Origin of the sequence: Pseudomonas sp. IT-P176 (genome assembly GCF_949767245.1) — a bacterium.
GTDB lineage: Bacteria > Pseudomonadota > Gammaproteobacteria > Pseudomonadales > Pseudomonadaceae > Aquipseudomonas.
Genome location: NZ_CATKPN010000047.1, coordinates 1 through 22,410 on the forward strand (window position 1 = coordinate 1; position 22,410 = coordinate 22,410).

At 60.6% G+C, this 22,410-nt stretch carries 22 protein-coding genes; 15 read left to right on the forward strand and 7 right to left on the reverse strand.

Annotation, left to right across the window (positions count from 1 at the left end):
- The first annotated feature begins 275 nt into the window (after positions 1 to 275).
- Positions 276 to 1,466 carry an MFS transporter gene (locus ACM6IP_RS14235; protein ID WP_414861702.1) on the forward strand — a complete coding sequence of 397 codons (1,191 nt, stop codon included), beginning with the start codon at positions 276 to 278 and terminating at the stop codon, positions 1,464 to 1,466.
- A gap of 8 nt (positions 1,467 to 1,474) precedes the next feature.
- Here ACM6IP_RS14235 and ACM6IP_RS14240 read toward each other — a convergent pair whose 3' ends face one another.
- Together ACM6IP_RS14240 and ACM6IP_RS14245 are read right to left on the reverse strand one after the other, a co-directional pair.
- On the reverse strand, positions 1,475 to 2,524 hold the full coding sequence (locus ACM6IP_RS14240; RefSeq protein WP_320332254.1) for a dienelactone hydrolase: 1,050 nt from the start codon (positions 2,522 to 2,524) through the stop codon (positions 1,475 to 1,477).
- 215 nt (positions 2,525 to 2,739) lie between these two features.
- Positions 2,740 to 3,351, reverse strand: a complete 612-nt coding sequence (locus ACM6IP_RS14245; RefSeq protein WP_414861703.1) for an FMN-dependent NADH-azoreductase — start codon at positions 3,349 to 3,351, stop codon at positions 2,740 to 2,742.
- A 127-nt stretch (positions 3,352 to 3,478) separates the two neighbouring features.
- Here ACM6IP_RS14245 and ACM6IP_RS14250 point away from each other — a divergent pair, with 127 nt between their 5' ends.
- Positions 3,479 to 4,387 carry a LysR substrate-binding domain-containing protein gene (locus ACM6IP_RS14250; RefSeq protein WP_159996171.1) on the forward strand — a complete coding sequence of 303 codons (909 nt, stop codon included), beginning with the start codon at positions 3,479 to 3,481 and terminating at the stop codon, positions 4,385 to 4,387.
- A gap of 11 nt (positions 4,388 to 4,398) precedes the next feature.
- On the forward strand, positions 4,399 to 4,743 hold the full coding sequence (locus ACM6IP_RS14255) for an MmcQ/YjbR family DNA-binding protein (protein WP_414861716.1): 345 nt from the start codon (positions 4,399 to 4,401) through the stop codon (positions 4,741 to 4,743).
- Here the strand turns inward: ACM6IP_RS14255 and ACM6IP_RS14260 are convergent.
- Both ACM6IP_RS14260 and ACM6IP_RS14265 read right to left on the reverse strand, forming a co-directional pair.
- Positions 4,740 to 5,144, reverse strand: a complete 405-nt coding sequence (locus tag ACM6IP_RS14260; RefSeq protein WP_095170435.1) for a DUF1294 domain-containing protein — start codon at positions 5,142 to 5,144, stop codon at positions 4,740 to 4,742. The two genes, ACM6IP_RS14255 and ACM6IP_RS14260, sit on opposite strands and share 4 nt — an antisense overlap.
- Positions 5,141 to 5,971, reverse strand: a complete 831-nt coding sequence (locus tag ACM6IP_RS14265; protein WP_414861704.1) for an undecaprenyl-diphosphate phosphatase — start codon at positions 5,969 to 5,971, stop codon at positions 5,141 to 5,143. Before ACM6IP_RS14265 ends, ACM6IP_RS14260 begins: the two co-directional genes overlap by 4 nt.
- A gap of 292 nt (positions 5,972 to 6,263) precedes the next feature.
- Here ACM6IP_RS14265 and ACM6IP_RS14270 point away from each other — a divergent pair, with 292 nt between their 5' ends.
- The 9 genes from ACM6IP_RS14270 to ACM6IP_RS14310 all read left to right on the forward strand — a co-directional run bounded on the left by ACM6IP_RS14270 (position 6,264) and on the right by ACM6IP_RS14310 (position 14,393).
- On the forward strand, positions 6,264 to 7,898 hold the full coding sequence (locus tag ACM6IP_RS14270; RefSeq protein WP_414861705.1) for a methyl-accepting chemotaxis protein: 1,635 nt from the start codon (positions 6,264 to 6,266) through the stop codon (positions 7,896 to 7,898).
- 77 nt (positions 7,899 to 7,975) lie between these two features.
- Positions 7,976 to 8,539: a nicotinamide riboside transporter PnuC gene (pnuC, locus tag ACM6IP_RS14275; RefSeq protein WP_095170438.1), complete on the forward strand. Its 564-nt coding sequence runs from the start codon at positions 7,976 to 7,978 to the stop codon at positions 8,537 to 8,539.
- Positions 8,536 to 9,060, forward strand: coding sequence for an AAA family ATPase (locus ACM6IP_RS14280; RefSeq protein WP_401129407.1), 525 nt, complete (start codon positions 8,536 to 8,538; stop codon positions 9,058 to 9,060). The genes pnuC and ACM6IP_RS14280 overlap by 4 nt, the downstream gene beginning before the upstream one ends.
- 356 nt (positions 9,061 to 9,416) lie before the next feature.
- The gene (locus tag ACM6IP_RS14285; protein WP_095170440.1) at positions 9,417 to 9,863 is read left to right on the forward strand and encodes a hypothetical protein; all 447 of its coding nucleotides are present in this window, start codon (positions 9,417 to 9,419) and stop codon (positions 9,861 to 9,863) included.
- Between the two features lies 1 nt (position 9,864).
- The gene (locus ACM6IP_RS14290; protein WP_095170441.1) at positions 9,865 to 10,443 is read left to right on the forward strand and encodes an adhesin; all 579 of its coding nucleotides are present in this window, start codon (positions 9,865 to 9,867) and stop codon (positions 10,441 to 10,443) included.
- Positions 10,444 to 10,507: 64 nt separating this feature from the next.
- Complete coding sequence (locus tag ACM6IP_RS14295) at positions 10,508 to 11,485, forward strand: heme utilization protein (RefSeq protein ID WP_095170442.1); 978 nt, start codon at positions 10,508 to 10,510, stop codon at positions 11,483 to 11,485.
- Between the two features lie 64 nt (positions 11,486 to 11,549).
- Positions 11,550 to 12,230, forward strand: coding sequence for a C39 family peptidase (locus ACM6IP_RS14300; RefSeq protein WP_095170443.1), 681 nt, complete (start codon positions 11,550 to 11,552; stop codon positions 12,228 to 12,230).
- Positions 12,231 to 12,277: 47 nt separating this feature from the next.
- Positions 12,278 to 13,033 (forward strand): hypothetical protein, encoded by a 756-nt coding sequence (locus ACM6IP_RS14305; RefSeq protein WP_095170444.1) that lies wholly within the window; start codon positions 12,278 to 12,280, stop codon positions 13,031 to 13,033.
- Positions 13,034 to 13,079: 46 nt separating this feature from the next.
- Complete coding sequence (locus ACM6IP_RS14310) at positions 13,080 to 14,393, forward strand: transporter (RefSeq protein WP_095170445.1); 1,314 nt, start codon at positions 13,080 to 13,082, stop codon at positions 14,391 to 14,393.
- A 66-nt stretch (positions 14,394 to 14,459) separates the two neighbouring features.
- Here the strand turns inward: ACM6IP_RS14310 and ACM6IP_RS14315 are convergent, their stop codons facing one another.
- Positions 14,460 to 15,785 (reverse strand): sigma-54 dependent transcriptional regulator, encoded by a 1,326-nt coding sequence (locus tag ACM6IP_RS14315; RefSeq protein ID WP_320332266.1) that lies wholly within the window; start codon positions 15,783 to 15,785, stop codon positions 14,460 to 14,462.
- Positions 15,786 to 16,128: 343 nt separating this feature from the next.
- Here ACM6IP_RS14315 and ACM6IP_RS14320 point away from each other — a divergent pair, with 343 nt between their 5' ends.
- The 3 genes from ACM6IP_RS14320 to nhaB all read left to right on the forward strand — a co-directional run bounded on the left by ACM6IP_RS14320 (position 16,129) and on the right by nhaB (position 19,597).
- On the forward strand, positions 16,129 to 16,395 hold the full coding sequence (locus tag ACM6IP_RS14320) for a hypothetical protein (protein WP_095170447.1): 267 nt from the start codon (positions 16,129 to 16,131) through the stop codon (positions 16,393 to 16,395).
- Positions 16,396 to 16,700: 305 nt separating this feature from the next.
- A complete protein-coding gene (locus ACM6IP_RS14325; protein WP_414861706.1) occupies positions 16,701 to 17,999 on the forward strand; it encodes a hypothetical protein in 1,299 nt (432 codons plus the stop codon).
- 95 nt (positions 18,000 to 18,094) lie between these two features.
- A complete protein-coding gene (gene nhaB, locus ACM6IP_RS14330; protein ID WP_095170449.1) occupies positions 18,095 to 19,597 on the forward strand; it encodes a sodium/proton antiporter NhaB in 1,503 nt (500 codons plus the stop codon).
- A gap of 120 nt (positions 19,598 to 19,717) precedes the next feature.
- Here nhaB and zwf read toward each other — a convergent pair whose 3' ends face one another.
- Both zwf and gnd read right to left on the reverse strand, forming a co-directional pair.
- Positions 19,718 to 21,238 (reverse strand): glucose-6-phosphate dehydrogenase, encoded by a 1,521-nt coding sequence (zwf, locus tag ACM6IP_RS14335; protein WP_414861707.1) that lies wholly within the window; start codon positions 21,236 to 21,238, stop codon positions 19,718 to 19,720.
- Positions 21,235 to 22,269, reverse strand: a complete 1,035-nt coding sequence (gene gnd, locus ACM6IP_RS14340) for a phosphogluconate dehydrogenase (NAD(+)-dependent, decarboxylating) (protein WP_335929850.1) — start codon at positions 22,267 to 22,269, stop codon at positions 21,235 to 21,237. The genes zwf and gnd overlap by 4 nt, the downstream gene beginning before the upstream one ends.
- Positions 22,270 to 22,410 lie beyond the last annotated feature (141 nt).

Below are 22,410 nucleotides of genomic sequence, written 5' to 3' on the forward strand. Positions count from 1 at the left end.
CCGTTTGCGGCTTGCTCGCGAAAAACGTCAACGATAACGCGTGTATTCAGTATAAACGCGGCGCCGTTGAGTTCTTCGCGAGCAAGCCGCAAGCGGGCACCCGCTCCTACAAAAGGGCTTAACTGATCAGCATTAGGCCACCTCGCCCGCTTTTATCACTCAGGCCGACTGCCAGGACACCGGCCCATGGTTACTACATATATCGTTAGCCTGCTTCCTTTTATCCCAACCGCACGCCATGATGCCGGGTACCGCCCGCCCGCGAACGAGCTCCCATGTCTGCGCAGCAAACACCCCCCGTCAGTTCCATGGCGATCACCCTGCAGATCGTCTCCATCGTGTTCTATACCTTTATTGCCTTTATCTGCATCGGCCTGCCCATTGCAGTGCTGCCGGGTTATGTCCACGAACACCTGGGGTTCAGTGCGGTGGTGGCCGGGTTGACCATTGGCTCGCAGTACCTCGCCACCCTGCTCAGCCGGCCCATGGCCGGGCGCATGTGTGACAGCGTCGGCACCAAGCGTGCAATTGTCTATGGACTGCTGGGGATCCTGCTCAGCGGCGTGCTGACCCTGGCCTCGACCCTGCTGCAGAGTCTGCCGCTGCTGAGCCTGGGCATCCTGATCTGCGGCCGGTTGTTGTTGGGCGTTGCCCAGGGCCTGATCGGCGTCGGCACCATCAGTTGGTGCATGGGCCAGGTCGGCGCCGAACACACGGCGCGCTCGATTTCCTGGAACGGCATTGCCTCCTATGGCGCCATCGCCATCGGCGCGCCACTGGGGGTGGTGATGATCGACGCCTGGGGCTTCGCCAGCCTGGGGATTGCCCTGGCCGTGCTGGCAGCGGCCGCCTTGCTGCTGATTCGCAACAAACCCTCGGTACCGGTGATCCGTGGCGAGCGCCTGCCCTTCTGGTCGGTGTTCGGGCGGATCGCGCCCTTTGGCGCCTGCCTGAGCCTGGCCTCGATCGGCTATGGCACCCTGACCACCTTCATCGCCCTGTTTTATGTCAGCCGTGGCTGGACCGGCGCGGCCTACTGCCTGACGGTGTTTGGCCTGTGCTTCATTCTCGCGCGGCTGCTGTTCATCTCCTGCATCAACCGCTTCGGCGGGTACAGCTCGGCCATCGCCTGCATGAGCATCGAGACCCTGGGGCTGGCGCTGTTGTGGCTGGCCCCCTCGACGACCGTGGCCCTGATTGGTGCCGGGCTCGCAGGCTTTGGCCTGTCCCTGGTGTATCCAGCCCTCGGCGTGGAAGCCATCAAGCAAGTACCGAGCAGCAGTCGCGGCGCCGGCTTGAGCGCTTATGCGGTGTTCTTCGATCTGGCACTGGCGATTGCTGGTCCCTTGATGGGAGCCGTGGCGTTGAACCTGGGGTACTCGTGGATCTTCTTTGGCGCAGCGCTGTTGTCGATCAGCGGCTTGGGCCTGACCTTGCTGCTCAAGCGCAGGCACCTGCGGGGCTAGTCACTGCGTCAGGACCCATGTTCCTCGCTGACAGTCTGCAGCCCGGCACGGCTGGGTTTGCCCAGGGTGCGTGAGAAAAACGCGGCAGCTTCGGTGATCAGGTTGCGGTGAATGTCCTCGCGGTCGACACCATCGGCATCGGTGCACAGGGCCGCCATGGACAGCCGTTGTTCAGCGCTACACGGCGCCATGAACACAAAGTGCCCGGCCCCGGCCAGCAGCTTGAAGTCCGGCGCGGTCGGTAGCTTGCGCGCCAGGGCCGCCGCGTTCTTGTCCACTGCCACCAGCTTGTCGCCATCGCCACTGTAGAGCAGCACCGGCACATGCACTCCCGCCAGGGTTTGCCGGCCGAACTTCAGGCTCAGGGGCGCCATCAGCATCAAGGCGTGGACCCGTGGATCGGCGACCGGTTGCAGGTCGTCACGGTCGACGATCAGTTCGCCCTGGGTGTTACAGGCGTCGCGATCCTCCGGGCGCTCCAGGCAGTAGCGGCGCAAGCGATCGAGGTCGGGAGTGGCGCCGGACAGAATCAATGCAGTTTCACCACCGGCTGAATAACCGATGACCCCGACCTGCTCGGGATTGACGAATGGCGCCAGCAGCGGATCAGCCAGGGTCGCGGTGATGGCCTCGGAGATCTGGATCGGCCGCCCGTACAGGTTGCTCAAGGTGCCGAGGCGGCTGTGGTCCTTGGAGTTGTCGCCGGGGTGAATCACCGCCACCACCACAAAACCCTTGCGGGCCAGCGCCGTGGCGAGGTCGTGCAGGGCCAGGGGCGTACCGGTGTTGCCGTGCGACAACATCAGCAGCGGGAAACGGCCGATGGCGACCCGGGCATCTTGCGTGGCCTGGATTTGATAGCCCTCCAGCATGCTGGGGTGTTCGATGCCAGTCGACGGATAAAACGCGATGGCGGACATTGGTTGCAGGTCCAGCGGGTCGAGAAAGCTCAGGGAGTGGTAACCGACGCTCCAATGTGGGGTCAGTCGGGGTGCGGCGTGCACTGAATTCAGGCTGCCCAGCAGGCAGATCAGTAACAGTGCCCACAGACGCGACATGGCATGCCCCACCTTGTTAACCGATTGGTAGAAATATCGAGCTCAGCGCGAAGCTGGCAAACCTAAATTGCAGAATCCTATTGCAGAACCCCATTGCATAACTCAAGCCACTCTCACTCTGCGCGAGCGGCTTTTTTCAAGCGGACACAAAAAACTGCGCGCCTTGATCGTTTTACTCTCGATCAAAGCGCGCAGTCCAGTGGTTGACGCAAGCTTTACGCAGCGGCGAACAGTTGCTCGCTGATGTGCGCCTGGGCATCGCTCATGGCTTTGTTGCGAACCTCATCACCGTAGGCCAGGCCATGGGCACGGACAAACTCGATGTCGGTGATGCCCATGAAACCGAGCATGACTTTCAAATACTCTTCATGGCCAACACCGGTCGGTTGACCGGCATGCAGGCCGCCGGAGGTCGACACCAGCACCACTTTCTTGTTGCCGCACAGGCCTTCAGGGCCGGCCTCGGTGTAGCGGAACGTCTGGCCGGCGACGGCGATGCGGTCGAACCAGGCCTTGAGTTGGGTGGGGATGGTGAAGTTGTACATCGGCGCGGCAATCACCACCGCATCAGCGGCGAGGAATTCGGCCAGGGTCGAAGCACTCAGTTCGGCTTCGTGCTGCTGCGCGGCGTTGCGCAGTTCGGCGGTGGTGCCGGCGGCAACCAGGGTCGCGGCAGAAAAGTGGCTAATGGCATCGCTGGCCAGGTCGCGGTAGGTCACCTGGGTGGCCGGGTCGGCGGCTAACCAGGCCTGGACCACACCCTGGCTCAACTGACGGGAAGCGGAGTTGTCACCGAGGATGCTCGAATCGATATGCAGAAGTTTCATGTGGGATCTCCAAGTGAGGATCGCCACCGGGCGATCAAGTTGAGACAATCCTACAGGTGAATCCAATGGACGATTAGTCGGCAACAATGTGATAGTTCGTCCCACTGATAGGACAATCGAGCGCGCCATGCAAGATCTCAATGACCTCTACTATTTCGCCAAGGTGGTCGAAGCCGGCGGTTTCGCTGCGGCCGGGCGGTTGCTGGGGATTCCCAAGTCGCGGTTGTCACGACGCATCGCCGAGCTGGAAGAACGCCTGGGTGCGCGCCTGCTGCAACGGACGACTCGGCAACTGAAGCTGACCGCAGTGGGTGAACGTTACTTGCGCCACTGCCAGGCCATGCTGCTGGAAGCGGAGATGGCCGATGAAGCGGTGGCCAGCATGACCAGCGAACCGCGGGGACGCTTGCGGGTGTCGTGCCCGGTGGGCCTGGCCCATGAGTTCCTGCCGAGCGTGATCAGCACGTTTCTCGAACGCTTCCCCCTGGTACAACTGGAGATGCAACTGCTCAACCGCCGGGTCGACCTGGTCACCGAAGGCATAGACGTGGCCTTGCGGGTCCGCGATTTGGGCGACGAGGACCCCTTCCTGGTGACCCGCCGCCTGCGCCAGGCGCAAACAGTGCTCGTCGCGACCCCGGCGTTCCTGCGCGAGCGCCAGATCGACCACCCCGACGACCTGAAAAATGTGCCGGTACTCGCGGCCCTGGAAGCCGATCGCCTGGTGCATTTGCGCATGCTCGACGCGCAGGGGCACAGTTGCGACTTGAGCCTGGAGGCGCGCCTGGGCATCGATGACTTTGTCGTGCGCAAGGCCTGCACCCTGGCCGGGTTGGGTTTCACCATTTTGCCGATGCTGTATTGCGAACAGGAACTGGCCGACGGCACGCTGGTGCAACTGCTGCCCCAGTGGTCGCTGCCCGGTGGCTGGTTGCAGGCCGTCTATCCCCATCGGCGCGGCGTGTTGCCGGCGGTGCGGGCGTGGATAGACCATCTGACTGAATCGTTCAAAGGCTGTGGAGATCGACTGCTATGAAAGCCAAGGTGATGAGCGAACAACAGGTCGCCGACTTCTGCCTGGCCCTGCCTGGGGCCCGGGAAGATTACAAATGGGGGGGCGTGCGGGTGTTTTCGGTGGTGGGAAACAAGATGTTCGCCCTGCAGAATCTGCGGGGCGACTCATTGGCGTTCAAGGTGGACAAGGAGTTGTTCCTCGGCCACGTCGACCGCCCGGGGATAGGACCGGCGCCTTATCTGGCGCGCGCCCAGTGGATCATCATGCAGCCCCCCTACCCGCTGGGGGCCGCTGAGCTGCAGGGCCTGTTGCAACGTTCCCACCAACTGGTGGTGAGCAAGTTACCCAAGCGGGTGCAGGTCGGCTTGCTCCTTTAAAACAGGCTGAACAAGCCGGCACCGAGGAATAACTGGTCGATCCAGAACACCTGATGCAGCAGCACGATGATCCAGAACACGACCTGGAACGAGACCTTGCGGGTCTTGTGGCGGAACACTTGCTGGGCCAGCAACGCGCCCGGCCAACCGCCGGCCAGCTCCACTGCGTGCAGGACGTTTTCCGGGGTGCGCCAGCGCTCGGTACGGGCCTTGCGCTTGTCACTCCAGTACAGCAGGAATGCCAGGACGCTGACCACGCCGTAGGCCGCCAGCGCCAGCGGCGAGCCCCCGCGCAGCCACAACAGGCTGGAACCGATCAGCGGCAAGGCACACAGGCCCAGGAAGATCAGGCCCTTGAGACGCGGATGCTGGATGGCAACACCGTTGCGAGGGGCGTTCACGCCTTGGCCGCCGTCCAGTCGATCCAGCCGAACTGCCAGGTCGCCAGGATCAACAGGCCGAAAGCTATCCGGTACCAGGCAAACGCCGCGTAGCTGTGGCTGGCGATGAACTTGAGCAGGCCTTTTACCGCGATCATCGCAAAAATGAACGCGGTGACAAAACCCACGGCAAATACCGGCAGGTCCGAGGCCTGGAACAGGTCACGGTACTTGTAGCCCGAGTACACCGCGGCACCGACCATGGTCGGCATTGCCAGGAAGAACGAGAACTCGGTGGCCGCCTTGCGCGACAGGCCGAACAGCAGGCCGCCGATAATTGTCGAGCCGGAGCGCGAGGTTCCCGGGATCATCGCCAGGCACTGGGTGAAGCCGATTTTCAGCGCATCTTTCCAGGTGATGTCATCGACCGTCTCGGCGCGCACGCTGTGCTGGCGACGCTCGGCCCACAGCATGACGATCCCGCCCACCACCAGGGCCGTGGCCACGGTGATCGGGTTGAACAGGTAATGGTGGATCAGGTCGGCGAAAATCACCCCCAATACCACCGCCGGCAGGAAGGCAATCAGCAGGTTAGCGGTAAAGCGTTGCGCATTGCGCTGGGTCGGCAAGCCGATGACCACGTCGAGGATCTTGCGGCGAAACTCCCAGACCACCGCGAGAATCGCCCCGAGCTGGATGATGATGTTGAATGCCATCGCCCGCTCGCCGCCAAAATCGAGCAAGTCCGCCACGATAATCTGGTGCCCGGTACTGGAAATCGGCAAGAACTCGGTCAGCCCTTCTACAACCCCAAGAATCAACGCCTGTATGGCCGTCCAAAGATCCATCAATCCCCCATGAAGCGATGCCCCTGGCATGCCACGTTATCTAGTTTTTTTGGTGTTCACTGCGCTCAGCGTAGCTGAATGGCAAGGCGTACAGGATCTACCAGAACCGGTAAAAATCCTGTGAAAAATCAGCACGGATTCAGGTTTTCCCGTGCGCGGCCGAAATCCTATCAGACATGCCCGGCCAGTGCTGCGCCGTCATGGGACTTCAGTCGTATTGGCGTAGTGGCAAAAGCATGCCCTTATGCTGGCGCTGGTTGATGACAAGAATAAGAACCTGGAGTGACGCACTATGAACAGCTTGCGCAGTATGTCGATCAGCCGGCGGTTGTGGCTCATCCTGGTAGTGGCTGTACTGATGCTCTTAACCCTGGGTTTGCTGATGCTCAAGCAGATTCATGACGACCTGTATCAAGCCAAGGCAGAAAAGACCCGCCATGTGGTTGAAGCGGCCAGCGGCGTGCTGGATTACTACCGGCAACTGGAAACCGCCGGCACCCTGACCCGCGACGCGGCGCAACAGCAGGCCCTGAGCGTGGTCCGCGGCTTACGCTATGAGCAGAGCGACTACTTCTGGATCAATGACCTGACCCCGGTGATGGTCATGCACCCCACCAATCCCAAGCTGGATGGCCAGAACCTGTCGGCGATCAAGGACCCGGACGGCTTTGCCCTGTTCAACGAGATGGTTGCCATCGCCAAGGCCAAGGGTGCCGGCATGGTCGACTATCGCTGGCCCAAGCCGGGCGCCAGTACACCGGTGCAGAAAACCTCCTACGTCAAATTGTTCGAACCCTGGGGCTGGGTGATTGGCTCGGGGGTCTATATCGACGACATGCAACTCGAGTTCCGGAGCCAGGTGCGGGAAGCCTCGCTGGTGGGCCTGGGCATTGCGCTACTGATGGCCCTGCTGGTGATGCTGATCGCGCGCAGCATTGTGCGGCCCCTGCAGGAAACCGTGGACGCCATGGCCAACATCGCCAGCGGCGAAAGCGACCTGACCCGCAGCCTCGACACCCACGGCCAGGACGAAGTGACCGAACTGGCCAGGCATTTCAATGCCTTCACCGCCAAATTGCGCGGAGTGATCAGCCAACTGCAGGTATCGGCCAGTGCCTTGGGACAATCCTCCACGGACTTGGGCGATAACGCCGCGCAAGCCCAGTCCCGCAGCCAGCAGCAGTCGCAACAGATGGAGCTGGTGGCAACCGCCATCAATGAAGTGACCTACGGCGTACAGGATGTCGCCAAGAATGCCGAGCACGCCGCCAGCGAAATGCGCGATGCCCAGGCGCAGGCGCACCAGGGCCAGGTCAACATTGACGGCAGCCTGCAGCAGATCGATCAGTTGTCCGCCACCATTGAACAGGCGGTGCAAGTGATTCGCACCCTGGCCAGCGAAAGCACCCAGATCGGTAGCGTACTGGAGGTGATTCGCTCCATCGCCGAACAGACCAACCTGTTGGCCCTCAACGCTGCTATCGAAGCGGCCCGGGCCGGCGAACAGGGCCGCGGTTTTGCCGTGGTGGCCGACGAGGTGCGCCTGCTCGCGCAACGCACGCAGAAATCCACCGCGCAGATCCAGACGATGATCGAACGCCTGCAAAACCATTCGGAGGCTGCCGTGCAGGTGATCGGCGACAGCAGCCGCGCCTCCCAGTTGACCATCGAGCAAGCCGGACTGGCCGGTGCCAGCCTGCATGCCATCGGCCAGGCGCTGCACAACCTCAACGGCCTCAATGCGTCCATCGCCAGCGCCACCCTGCAGCAGGCCCACGTGGTCGAAGACATCAACCAGAACGTGACCCAGGCGGCCGGCCTGTCACACAGCACCGCCCTGGCAGCGCAGCAATCGAGTGCGGCGAGCGTGCACTTGAAGGAACTCAGCGAACAGCTCAATGGACTGCTGAGGCAGTTCCGGGTGTAGAGGCGCTGTTGGCATGCCCTCGATTTGCGGCGCTGCTGTACAATCGGCGCCCTCTTCGACTTCCCCAAGGAACCGCCATGTCCGGGCTTGAACTGTTTGCCGCCACGCTCGGCGTGATCGCCGTCTGGCTGACGGTCAAACAGAATCCCTGGTGCTGGCCGATCGGCCTGGTCATGGTGCTGCTCTACAGCTGGATTTTTTTCGAGGTCAAACTCTACTCGGACATGTTGCTGCAGGTGGTCTACGCCGGCTTGCAGCTGTATGGCTGGAGGCAGTGGACGCGCGGTGGCGAAACCCGCCACGGCCGGCAAGTGACGCGCCTGGGCAACGCAAGCATGCTGCGCGACCTGTCCTTGGGCGCAGTCGGAAGTCTGTTGCTGGGCGCCGCCATGGCCCATTGGACCGATGCCGCGCAGCCCTGGCTGGATGCCGCATTGACTGGTTTCAGCCTGGTTGCCCAGTGGTGGATGGCACAAAAGCGGGTGCAATGCTGGCCGTTGTGGATCGCCGTGGATGTGATCTTCGTCGGGCTGTTCCTCTATAAGGGCCTGTACCTGACGGCAGCGCTCTATGCGGTGTTTACCCTGCTGGCGGTCCAGGGACTGCGCGAATGGCGGGCCGACCCGGCGCTGCGCACATGAAGGTGGTGGTCCTCACCGGCCCGGAATCCAGCGGCAAGAGCTGGCTGTCGGCCGAACTGCACCAGCATTTCGGCGGGCTGCTGGTGGGTGAATACGTGCGCTACTTCATCGAGCAGAACCCACGCGATACCTGCCTGGCCGATATCCCGCAGATTGCCCGGGGCCAACTGGCCTGGGAGGACAGCGCCCGGGTGCAACAGCCGGCGTTGTTGATTCTCGATACCCACTTGCTGAGCAACATACTCTGGAGCCAGACCCTGTTTGGCGACTGCCCGCCCTGGATCGAAGAACAATTGCTCGCCCGCCACTACGACCTGCACCTGCTGCTGTCCCCGGAAGCGGTGGAATGGACCGACGACGGCCAGCGTTGCCAACCACAATTGGAGCAACGCCTGGCGTTCTTCGATGCCACCCGTGGCTGGTTGCAGCAGCACGGACGCAAGCTGCAAATCATCGAGGGTGACTGGGCCCAGCGGCGGCGTCTGGCGTTCACTGCGGTAGAGCAATTGCTCCAGGTTTAACCCCTCAAAGCGGCCTTCGAGCCGCACTTTTGCCCCGGTTCCGGGGCCCAAGTGTCCATTCCTGAAACACATACATGCAGCGAAACCGCCGATACAAGCGGGTTCACCGCATTGTCACGCGCACCGTTACACCACTGATACAGCCCCGCCAGAACCCTTGTTCCAGAGCTTTACCTCGACCGCTGCCACGTGCTGGCGGGGTGCCCTGTCTCATGCTTGATACAGTGCCAGCCGGTGATTACCCGGTTGAATCGCCAAGTCGTTGAATTCATGTAAAAAACAAAAAGCGGCACAGCTTCTGCTCTCTCCCTGACAACGCTGACAGGGCCAGCGCATAAAAGAGAAGGAGCGCCGACATGGAGAATAACGATAAAGGCTTTACCCGCTTGCTGATGTTCGGATGCGCATTGAGCTCCGTGCTCAGTATGCCGGTCCAGGCTGAGGGTAATGGCGTCATCGTGCTTCAACGTGACGTCCAGCCCCGCTCCATCGGCAGACAACCTTTCGACAAAGACCCCTACCCCACGACCGTCAACGCCAACCCGTCCGCACGGGTCGTGCAAGCCACCAACAACGAACTGAGTGACGGCGACTTTGCCGGCATCAACAGTGGCTATCGGGTGATCAATCAAAACGTTGTACCCAACCCCAAAAGCGGCGCCGGGATCAACGTACTGACCAATCCCAATGGTCTGCCCGGCATGTCCGCCGGACACGGCGGCGGCAGTGGCAACGCGATCTCCGGAACCATCACTCGCACCATCAATATCGGCCTGTCGCCTTTGACCAACATGGGGAAATGAGATGAAGCGCACCCTGATCTTCATTGCCCTGCTGGGCAGCACCTGCGCGATGGCCGACTCCGCTGTCAACGTCGTGAACAACTCGACCCTGAGCAACTCCGGGGCCAACTACAAAGGCAACATGATGATGAACCAGGCTGCCGGCGACCAGCAACAACAGGTCAACAGCCGCGCCATTGCGATCGGTACCGAGGCTTCGGCCAGCGGCAACCTGCGCCAGTCCATCACCACGCCTGCCGACCGCTCGATGAACGCAACCAGTGCCATCACGGGCAACGCGTTCAGTAATGGCAACGGCGCACTGGGTGTCAACCAGTCGGCCGGCGCCAACAACCAGATGATCAATGCCATGCGGATCAGCGTCAGCGCCGTACCGCAAAGCATCGACGACAGCGTCCTGTCCCAACAGAACGTGGCGCTGTTACCAGACTCAGGAGCAACTGGCACTTCGCAAGGCAGCCGCCAGGTCGTTACCAGCGACCAGGCCTTCACCGGCAGCCGAGGAGTGATACAGGTGAACCAGAGTGCAGGGGTGGGGAACCGAATGGCTAACACCCTGAGCATCCGGGTCGCTGACTGACCCAAACCGCAGTGCGATTAGAAAGTACCAACACTTAACCAACTAATAAGCACGGAGAAACACCATGAAACCTACAACAGCTCTGAAACCACTGGTTTTCGCTCTGGCAGCGGTCATGGCAATTGCGGCTCAGGCCGATGGCGGCAAACGTCATCATCCGACTAAACCACAAGGTCCAACCCTGGATCAGATCCTGTCCATCACCGCCGGTGCTGGCGCCGCGATCCTGGACGAACAGGACAGCAGCGACAACAGCGTGCTCAACCAAGGCACCAACAACAATGCCAAGGCTGATAACTCGCTCAATGGTTCCAACGGCAATATGGGCGCCAACGTTGCAGCCGGTGCTGGCAACCAGCAAGACAACGCTGCGGCGATCGCCACCGCCGATGAAAAATTCATCTTCGGCAGCGCCGTTGCGCTCTCCAGCGCCACTCAAACCAACACCGATAACTATGTGAAAAACCGCTCCACCCAAAACAACGCTACGCTTAACAACTCAGCCAACAACGGCTCCGGCAACATTGGTGTCAACGTGGCTGCTGGCGACTTCAACCAACAGAAAAACAACCTCGCCATTGCTGTTTCGGCAGGTCGCGTAGCCACGGCAGCCGCTGCGGCCAACCAGACTTCTACTGGTCTTGAAGTGGAAAACAAAGCGGATCGCGTAACCAAAGTGGTTGACCTCAAAGGCAGCTTCAAAGCCCACGGCAGCTACAAAGGCACCGGCTACGGCACCATTGACGGTGGCAAAAAAGGTCACGACGACGACGACAGATATGGCGGTGGCAACAACAAGGATCAGAAATTCACCTTCAAAGAACAAGGAAGTATCGAACTGGCTGGCTACTGGACTCAGCAAGTGCTGACCAAAGATGGCTGGAAAAACCCAGTGGTTAACAATGCTTCGATGACCGGCTCCATGAATGGCTTCTCGGGTAACGGCGGTGCCAACGTTGCAGCAGGCGTGGGCAACCAACAAAGCAACTCGCTGTCCATCGCTGCAGGCTGCAAAGCTTGCCCTGGCGGCAACAGCTTCTAACTGCGAAGACCAAGGAAGCCCCGGCAACGGGGCTTTTCTTCAGACCCTACAAGGCGTATCGACCATGCGTGTTGCTGCCCTCTCACTGATGCTTTGTCTGACTGGCCTGACTCAGGCTGCACAGATGCCAGTGGCCGCCCTTCCCGGCGGCGTCATGGTGTACAAAGAAGTGCAAAGCTTGCGCGAGCGCAAATTCGCTGACCTGGTCCAACAGAAAACCGATTTCAGTTGTGGCGCCGCCGCGCTGGCAACGGTGTTACGCCAGGCCTACTGGCTGGATGTCGATGAAGAGCACGTCATCAAAGGCATGTTGGTCAACGCTGACCAGGACCTGGTACGTACCCAGGGTTTTTCCATGCTGGACATGAAGCGCTACATAGAAAGTATCGGCATGCGTGCCCGGGGCTACCGGATCCCTCCGGAAAAACTGGAAGCGGTAACGATTCCCGTAGTGGTTCTGATGGATATTCGTGGTTACAAGCACTTCGTGGTGCTACAGCGGGCACAAAAAGACTGGGTGTACATCGGTGATCCGGTCCTGGGCCACAAACGTTATTCCCACGAAGACTTTGTCAAAGGTTGGAACGGTATTGTGTTTGCCATCATCGGCCCCGGTTACGACAAGGCCAACGCCTTGCTCGATCCACCGGCACCGCTGACTGCCAAGAACAAGCTGGACAATTTCAACCCTGTCAAAGATGCCGAGTTGATGGAGTTTGGATTTATTCAGAGCGATTTCTTCTAGGCGCTCAATAAATATAAAGGAGCAGTTGGACGCTCCAGGAGCCGAAGATGAAAACTTCACATTGGGTGGTCGCCGCATGCTTGGCTGCGAGCTTTCCGTCGCTCACCTACGCAGGTTTTACCCCGATAGAGATCAAAGACTCGGAACTGGCTCAGTTGCGCGGTCGTTACGTCATGCCCGGGCGGATCATCAGCTTTGGTGTGGTCATGAGCAGTACCTGGCGCAATGCCAGTGGCGACATCATCGGTGCCTCCACTTCCATGCAGATTCAGTCCTCAACGGTCAAACCACAGTTTTACGTGTCGACCGTGAATGAGCCCGGCAAAGGCGGCCATACGCCACAACAGGGCAGCGGCAACGTAATAGGCGGCAACGCCTTGAGCACGACCCAGGGCATCACCCAGACCGTGCGTGCCGCGGGCGATGGTAACAGTGCCTACAACGATGTCGGTATCAACGTCAAAGAAGCTTCCAGCGCTCCGGCGCCGATCACTCCGCCCGCGGGCAGTCAGATATTGACCGCTGGCAACACCATCAATGCCAGCAACGGCGCCGGCTCGATCGCCGTGACAGCCACCAGTGGCGGCATTCAGATGGCCATCTCCGCCAACAATAATCAGGGTAATGCCCTGCAGCAAGTCGCCCAGGGTGGACTGCTGCAAAACACCCGCCTGCTGGGCAACAGCAACGTGGTGAATAACCTGACTCAACTCAACGTGGTACTCAATAACAATGGCCCAAGCGCCGGCGCGTTGGATTGCAACCTGAGCCAACTCACAGGACTACGCAACATGGGATATTGAACTACGCTGACTTTCGACCATTGGGCTCAAAGGGACGGCTTATTTCATGTATCGATCGGTGTCATTACGCGCGGTTGTATGTCTGAGTACTCTATTCCCCGCTGCACTGCTGCAAGCAGCGACTGACCCGGACGTAGAGTCCCTGAAACAAGAACTTCTGGAGTTGAAACAACGCTACGAAGTCCAGCAAAAAGCCCTGGCGGTGCTCGAGCAGCGAGTCCGCCAGGTTGAAGATCAACCGGCCGAACCGCCGCCAAAACGGCTGGCCAAATCGCCCGCCGACATGCGCGGCAATAATCAGGTCGCCGGTACAGGCGCCGGGGCAGCATCAGGTGGGGCCGCTGGGGGCGGAGGCGCCAAGGGCAGTTCCTACGGCCAGTCGCTGGCCGACGACACCCAACCGGCACAGAGTGTGTCGAACCTCTATGACGAAGCCAGTGGCTTCTTCGGTGGCGGCAAGTTCAGCGTCGAGACCGGCCTGACCTACGCCCGCTACGATTCCCGGCAACTGGTCCTCAACGGTTTCCTGGCCCTGGACTCGATCTTCCTCGGCAACATCAACCTGGACCGGATCAAGTCTGACACCTGGACCATGGACGTCACCGGACGCTACAACCTCAACAACCGCTGGCAGTTCGACCTCAACGTCCCCCTGGTCTACCGCGAGTCGACCTATCAGTCCGGCGGTGCATCTGGCGGTTCGGCAAGCGTCACCACGGAGGAGACGGTGACCCAGGACCCAACCATCGGCGACGTCAACTTCGGTGTCGCCTACAAGTTCATGGACGAGTCGGTCACCGCCCCGGATGCGGTACTGACCCTGCGCGTCAAGGCGCCGACCGGCAAGGAACCGTTCGGTATCAAGTTGCGCCAGGTCAGCGACAATACCAACCTGTTCGTGCCGGATGACCTGCCAACCGGTAACGGTGTCTGGTCGGTTACCCCAGGGATCTCCCTGGTCAAGACCTTCGATCCGGCCGTGCTGTTCGGCTCCCTGTCCTATACCCACAACCTGGAGGAGTCGTTTGACGACATCAGCGCTGACGTCAACCAGAAGACGCCGGGCAAAGTGCGCCTGGGCGACAGTTTCCAGATCGGCGCGGGCGTCGCGTTCGCCTTGAACGAGAAAATGAGTATGTCGTTCTCGGTCTCCGACCTGGTGCAAAAAAAGAGCAAGCTCAAGCCTGATGGCGGCGACTGGCAATCGGTGACGTCCAGCGATGCCAACGCCGGCTACTTCAACGTCGGCATGACCGTGGCGGCCAGTGACAACCTGACCATCGTCCCCAACCTGTCGATCGGCCTGACCGACGATGCGCCGGACTTCACCTTCAGCCTGAAATTCCCTTACTACTTCTGACCCGTGTCACACAGCAAAAGGCCCGCTGCGAGGTGATCGCAGCGGGCCTTTCACTTTCACCGCGCCCTAGCGGATCTGGTGCTTGTGCAGCAAGCGGTAGAACGTTGGCCGGGACACCCCCAGCACCCGGGCGGCGACACTGAGGTTGTCGCTGTGCCGGTTAAGAACATCACACAAGGCCTGGCGTTCGGCCCGGGTCTTGTAGTCTTCCAGGGTGCCCATGGGCGTGGCGATCGCCTGATGGCTGATCAAGCCGAGGTCACGGGCCTCGATCTGCCGGCCTTCGGCCAACACCAGGCCGCGGCGCACCCGGTTCGCCAGTTCACGGACATTGCCCGGCCAATCGTGCTTGCCCATGGCCACCAGGGCGTCCTCGCTGAAACTGCGGGGCCGGCGTCCGGTTTCCTGGCTATAGAAGTGGGAGAAATGGTTGGCCAGCATCGACAAGTCGCCATGGCGCTCGCGCAAAGGCGCGGTAATCACTTGCAGGACATTGAGCCGGTAATACAGGTCTTCGCGAAAGCGCTTGGCCTCGATGGCCGACTCGAGGTCAACGTGCGTGGCGGCCAGTACCCGCACATCCACCGCAATTGGCTGGCTGCCGCCTACCCGCTCGATATGTTTTTCCTGCAGGAAGCGCAACAGGTTGGCTTGCAATTCCAGCGGCAGGTCGCCGATTTCGTCGAGAAACAGCGTGCCGCCATGCGCGGCCTCAATGCGGCCGATCTTGCGCTGATGGGCGCCGGTGAAGGCTCCCTTCTCATGGCCAAACAGTTCGGACTGGATCAGGTGTTCGGGGATCGCCCCGCAGTTGATCGCCACAAAGGGCTTGCTGTGGCGTTGCGACTGGCGGTGCAGGGTCCTGGCCACCAGTTCCTTGCCGGTGCCGCTTTCGCCACGGATCAACACCGGGGACTCGGTCGGCGCCAGCTTGCTGAGCAGTTTGCGCAGTTCGCGGATCGGTTTGCTGTCGCCCAGCAGTTCGTGCGCCGGCTGGTCGACATGGATCGTGCCCTGGCCGCGCAAGCGCGCCATGCCAAAGGCCCGGCCCAGGGTGACCTGGACCCTGGAGACGTCGAACGGCAAGGTATGAAAGTCGAAGAACCATTCGCAGACAAAGTCACCGACGTTCTGCAGGCGCAACACTTCCTGGTTCAATACGGCAATCCATTCGGTGCCGCTGCGGCTGATGAGGTCCTTGACCGCTTCGGGCCGCTCCAGGTGAAAAGGTTGCAGGCGCAGCAGGCCGACGTCGCAACTGCGGTCGCCGGCATTTTCCAGGCTGCAGCTGTCGACATCCCAGCCGATGGCGCGCAGACCGGGCAACAATTGGTGGCAATCGTCACAGGGATCCACCACCAACAGACGGCGTAGTGCAGGGACTTCGAGCATGACTGTTCCTTGGCGCCAAATAATGGAAAAGTTATTAGAAACAGTCGTTTGGCAGACCTGGGTGTAACATTAGCAAGAACTTGACAGGGTCTTGTATCGTTTAACTATAAGGTTAATGACGTTTTAGTTATAAGAAGCAAGTTGCTTAGCAAGCTATCGACTCCCAAGCTTTCATTCAGCTTTCAAAGTGTCCGCTAATCCCAAGTCTATGAAAGAAAGTTTAAATTTCTTTAGAAGATGTGTGACCTACCCGGTGGTTGCGCGCATCAGTACAAGTAACCAGCCGAACGGTAAGCCCAACCGACGGCAGATCACTTGATTGGGCACTACGAGAGAAGACCCCATGAACGCCCCGCTCCGTCTCAACGAAGCTCTTTTGATTGCCGACCACGCATTTACTCCTTTCCAATGCGTGGCCTGGGCCCCACAAGATGGCACTGGCGAACTGACGCTGACTGTGATCGACCGTACCAGCACCCCGATTGAACGCAAGCAAGTGCCGTCCAGCATCTACACCGACCCGGTACAGCTCGAGAGCCTGCTCAAGCAGGCGCGTGCCGAACTGAGCGAAGAAGGTTACCAGTTGCAATCCTGGACTATGCCGCAATAAAACAGCGCGCGGGTCACTGATCCAGGTGGCCCGCCTGTTTATCGAGATAACTTCCTGGCATCCTCTGCCGCAATCTCGGTGAGCCTTGGTTAGTTAGCCAGGAAAACTCCGGTTAATTGACGACAAGCGGTCGCTTTTCATGGCTAATCCAAACTTCAGCTCGCAAAGACACTGTTCTGGCACACAACGCCGCACCGCCTGTAATTTCTGACAGTTGTGCATTATTTGAATCAGCGCTTGAATGTTTTCTTCATGAAGTCCTCCTCCTCGATACCGGATCAGGTCGACTCGCAAGGAGAAGCGGCATGTCCATCCACGCCATTCACAGCGCCCTGGCTTACTGTGCCCCCACAGATACGGCAGGACAACTTGACAGCAGTTTTGCCTGCGCCGGCAAAGCCTGGGTCGATTTCCCCGGCAGCCAGTGGAGCCTGGCCAATGACGTTACGGTCGACCGCCAGGGCCGATTGCTGGTCGCGGCCAAAGTCGGTCTGGACCACGGCTGCCACTTCGGCCTGGCCCGCCTGCACACGGACGGTTCGCCGGACCTGAGCTTTGGCACTCAGGGCTGCGTGCTCGGACAATTCGCGCCAGGCCTGGAGTCCTCTGGCGGCAAGGTGCTGGCCTTGGCCGACGGGCGCATCCTGGTATCGGGTCTGATATATGAAAGCCCATACCGCACCCTCCCTGCCCTCGCCTTGTTCGACTCTCAGGGTCGCCCGGACTTCTCGTTCGGTGATGGCGGCGTACAGGTGGTCCGCCTGCCGGGCAACCTTTCCCAGGGCCTGCGTGACGCCTGGCTGCCTCCCGGCGTACCCGGCGCCGAAGCCTGCGACGCTCAGGTTCAGGCCGATGGGCGGATCCTGCTATTGGCCAATCACCATTTCGAATTTGCCGATCATGTCGGCATCCTGATTCGCCTGGAGCCGGACGGCAGCCTGGACACCTCGTTCAATGGCCGGGGGTTTGTCATGGTCCGCCATTTGCTCCTCAACACCTGGCTGTCCAGCATCCTGGTGCAGCGCGATGGCGCAATTGTGGTCGGCGGCTCGATCGACCTGCCCCAGGAAGGTTTGCTGGCACGCTTCGACAAGGATGGCCGTCTGGATAGCAGTTTTGCCGAACACGGCTTCCTGAGTTTCCGCGCCCAGGAGCGCAGTGCCCAGGTCAGTCGGGTGGTGCAACACGTGGATGGGCACCTGCAGTGTTTTGGCAGCAGTCGCGACCCAATGCATTGCCTGTCCCTGAACGTACGTTGCGATGGTCGTCCAGACATGACTAACAACGCAGGCCATGCCCACCTCACACAGATCGCCAAGGTTCCCAGCCAATGGACGGCTGCAACTACCTGCCCGGATGGCCGGGTGCTCAGCGTGGGTGCCACTATCGGCGGGGTCGAGGCAGACTTCCTGGTCGCCCGGCACCTGGCCGACGGCCGCCCGGACCTGGATTTCGGCGAGGGTAACGGCTGGGTTCGCACCCGTCTGGGGCATAGCCTGGACACCGCGACGTCACTGGTGGTGCAGGCGGACGAAGGCATCGTGGTCGGCGGCTACTCGCTGGACGGTCACTATCGTGCCGTGCTGGTTCGCTATCGGGCTTAACCCCCGATCGTTCATGAACAACAATAAAACTCAAGAACTTGATCTTGTCCGAGTGTTACGGCAAGTTGCGCGCTTCTTAATCAAAGGAGCAGCCGATGTCCGGTTCAATGGCCCAGGCGTTTGCGCATAATTTCCTCGGGCATTCGCCGCGCTGGTACAAGGCGAGCATTCTCGCTTTCCTGATACTCAACCCCTTGCTGCTGTGGACCGCTGGCCCGGTGGTGGCTGGCTGGTTGCTGGTGGCCGAGTTCATCTTCTGCCTGGCCATGGCCCTCAAGTGCTACCCCTTGATGCCGGGTGGCTTGCTGATGGTCGAGGCGCTGCTGCTGGGCATGACCACGCCCCAGGCGCTGTATGACGAGTTGCTACACAACTTCCCGGTGATCCTGCTGCTGATGTTCATGGTGGCCGGGATTTACTTCATGAAGGACTTGCTGCTGTTCCTGTTCTCCCGGTTGTTGCTGGGGGTTCGCTCCAAGGCCGTACTGGCGTTGCTGTTCTGCTTTCTCTCAGCCTTTCTTTCGGCGTTTCTCGACGCCTTGACCGTGACGGCGGTGATCATCAGCGCGGCGGTGGGGTTTTACTCGGTCTATCACCGCGTCGCCTCGGGCAACGATCCGCGCCAGGACAGCGCGTTCAATGACGACCACGACTTGCCGGTGTTGCACCACGAAGACCTCGAACAGTTTCGCGCCTTCCTGCGCAGTCTGTTGATGCACGGCGCGGTGGGGACCGCCCTGGGCGGCGTGTGCACCCTGGTGGGTGAGCCGCAGAACCTGCTGATCGGCCATGAGATGGGCTGGCATTTTGCAGAATTCTTCCTCAAGGTCGCGCCGGTCTCGCTGCCGGTACTGGCCGCCGGCCTGGTGACCTGCGTGCTGCTGGAGAAACTGCGCTGGTTCGGGTATGGCACGCTGCTCCCGGACTCCGTACGCACGGTGCTGGCCGACTACGCGGCGCAGGACAACGCCGAACGCACCAACCGCCAGCGCGCAGCCTTGTTGGTGCAAGGCGCAGCGGCGGTGATCCTGATCATCTGCCTGGCGCTGCACGTGGCTGAAGTGGGCCTGATCGGGCTGATGGTGATTGTGTTGATCACTTCGCTGACCGGGATTACCGATGAGCATCGCCTCGGCAACGCCTTCAAGGACGCCATGCCCTTTACCGCGCTGCTGGTGGCTTTTTTTGCCGTGGTGGCAGTCATTCACGATCAACAACTGTTCACCCCGTTGATCCAGTGGGTGCTGGCCCTGCCAGTCGAGCAGCAACCGGGCATGCTGTTCATTGCCAATGGCCTGTTATCGGCGATCAGTGACAATGTGTTCGTAGCGACTATCTACATCACCGAGGTCAAGCAGGCGTTCCTCTCCGGCCACATGAGCCGGGAGCACTTCGAGACCCTGGCGATTGCCATCAACACCGGTACTAACCTGCCCAGCGTTGCCACTCCCAACGGTCAGGCGGCATTCCTGTTCCTGCTGACCTCGGCGATCGCGCCGCTGATTCGCCTGTCGTACGGGCGCATGGTGTGGATGGCGTTGCCCTATACCGTGGTGATGGGCGTATTGGGCTGGTATGCGGTGAGCTACTGGTTGTAGTGGTGTGCGAGCGAGCGCGCGCTCCAGGCTGAACGCGTAACCTTGTGGGAGCGAGCTTGCTCGCGATGGTCTGGGGCGCGCCGCGGTCGCCAACGATAACGCGTCGGCCTGGCGTCGGGGTCAGCCCAGGCTGTGCCACTTGCGGCCGTCGCGGGCCAGCAGTTCGTCGGCGGCGCTGGGGCCGTCGGTGCCGGCGGCATAGGCCTGGACGCTGGCGTCTTCCTGCCAGGCATCGAGGAAGGGTTGCACCGCACGCCAGCCGTTTTCGATGTTGTCGGCGCGCTGGAACAGGGTCTGATCGCCGGTCAGGCAATCGTAGATCAAGGTTTCGTAGCCCGTGGAGGGCTGCATTTCGAAGAAATCCTTGTAGGCAAACCCGAGTTCGATGTTGGCCATGTCCAGCGCCGGGCCCGGACGTTTGGCCAGCAGGTCGAACCACATACCTTCATTGGGCTGGATCTGAATTCTGAGGTAAGTCGGTTGTAGCTCATCGACTTCCGTATCGCGAAACTGCGCGTAGGGCGCAGGCTTGAAGCAGATGGCAATTTCCGTGTCGCGCACGCTCATGCGCTTGCCGGTGCGCAGGTAGAACGGCACGCCGACCCAGCGCCAGTTGTCGATCATCACTTTGAGCGCCACGAAGGTTTCCGTGGTGCTGTCAGGCGCCACTTTGGGCTCCTCGCGATAACCGGCCACCGGCTGGCCGCCGCTGTCTCCCGTGCTGTACTGGCCACGTACCGAGTTGGCACGCGCCTCAGCCGTTGACCAGGGGCGGATCGCCCCCACCACCTTGGCCTTTTCACCGCGGACCGCATCGGCGCCAAACGCCGCCGGCGGTTCCATGGCAACCATGGCCAACAGCTGGAACAGGTGGTTGGGCACCATGTCGCGCAAGGCGCCAGTGTGCTCGTAAAAACTGCCACGGGTCTCGACGCCGACGGTTTCCGCGGCGGTGATCTGGACGTGGTCGATGTAATGGTTGTTCCAGAACGCTTCGAACAGGCTGTTGGAAAACCGGCTGACCAGAATGTTCTGCACGGTTTCCTTGCCCAGGTAGTGGTCGATCCGGTAGATCTGCTTTTCCGTCATCACCTTGAGCAGACACGCGTTCAAGGCTTCGGCGGTATGCAGGTCGGAACCAAAGGGCTTTTCAATCACCACCCGGCGAAAAGCCTCGGGGCCCTCCTCCAGCAGCCCGGCCGAGCCGAGCTGGCGCACCACTTCGCTGAAGAAACGCGGTGCGGTGGCCAGGTAGAACACCGCATTGCCTGTGCCGCTATCGGCGATTTTCGCCGCCAGCGCCTGGTAGGTGCTAGCGTCGAGAAAGTCACCCTGGACGTAGCTGATGCCCTTGGCCAGCTTGGCCCAGAGCGCCGGGTCCAGGGAGTCATGGCCGTTACCGACCTTGTTCGCCGCCTCGTTGCGGATGAAGTCTTCGAGTTTTTTCGCGAAGTCGAGATCGCTGATGGCGTTGTGATCCACCCCGATGATCCGCAAGTTGTCCCCCAACAAACCATCGCGACTGAGGTTGTACAGCGCCGGCATCAGCAAGCGCTTGACCAGGTCGCCATGGGCACCGAACAGAAACAGTGTGGTCGCCGGTGCTGGTTGTGCCTTGGACTTCTTGCGGATCGAGGTCATTTTTTCGGAGTCTCGACGTGGCCACCAAAACCGAAGCGCTGGGCCGAAAGGATCTTGTCACCGTAGACGCCTTGCTGGCGCGAGCGATAACGGGAGAACAGCGAGCTGGACAACACCGGCACCGGTACGGCCTGTTCCATGGCCGCCTCGATGGTCCAGCGCCCTTCACCGCTGTCAGCCACGGAGCCGGAGTAACCCTCAAGCTTCGGATCGCTGGCCAGCGCATCGGCGGTCAGGTCCAGCAACCAGGACGAAACCACGCTGCCACGACGCCAGACCTCTGCGATATCGGCGACGTTCAGGTTAAAACGCTGGTCTTCCGGCAGCATTTCCGAGGATTTGGTCTTGAGGATGTCGAAGCCTTCGGCAAACGCCTGCATCATCCCGTATTCAATACCGTTGTGAATCATCTTCACGAAGTGCCCGGAACCGGCGGGGCCGGCGTGGATATAGCCGCGCTCGGCACGGTCATCTTCCGACACCCGGTCCTTGGTCCGCGGGATATCGCCCATGCCCGGGGCCAGCGCCTCGAACAACGGGTCCAAACGCTTCACTTCGTCGCAGTCGCCGCCGATCATCATGCAATAACCACGCTCCAGGCCCCACACGCCGCCGGAAGTGCCGACGTCGATGTACTTCAGGCCTTTTTGCGCCAAGGTCTTGGCACGACGGATATCGTCTTTATAGAAGGTGTTGCCGCCGTCGATGATCACGTCACCGGCTTCCAGCAGCTCGCTCAGGGTTTCGATGGTGTCTTCGGTCGGTGCGCCAGCGGGCAACATGACCCATACCGCGCGCGGCTTGGCCAGGCCAGCCACCAGTGCCGGCAGGTCGGCAACGCCGGTCGCGCCTTCTTGAGCCAGGGTATCAACGAACGCGGTGTTGCGGTCGTAGACCACAGTGCTATGCCCGTTGAGCATCAGGCGCCGTGCAATGTTGCCGCCCATGCGGCCCAGTCCAATGATCCCTAATTGCATGTGCTGATGCTCCTTACTGCGAAAAAATAGTGTGCCAAAAGTCGATAGCGCCACGAACCAAGTCAAGCTTAGTCCAGAGCGTTGCTACATAGTTTCCGGGCATTTTGCCTGAACTATAGGGATAACGTCCCAAACAATGGCGAAGACACAGGGACAACGTAAAATAAAAAAGTTCCCTTCAACGGCAAAAGAAAT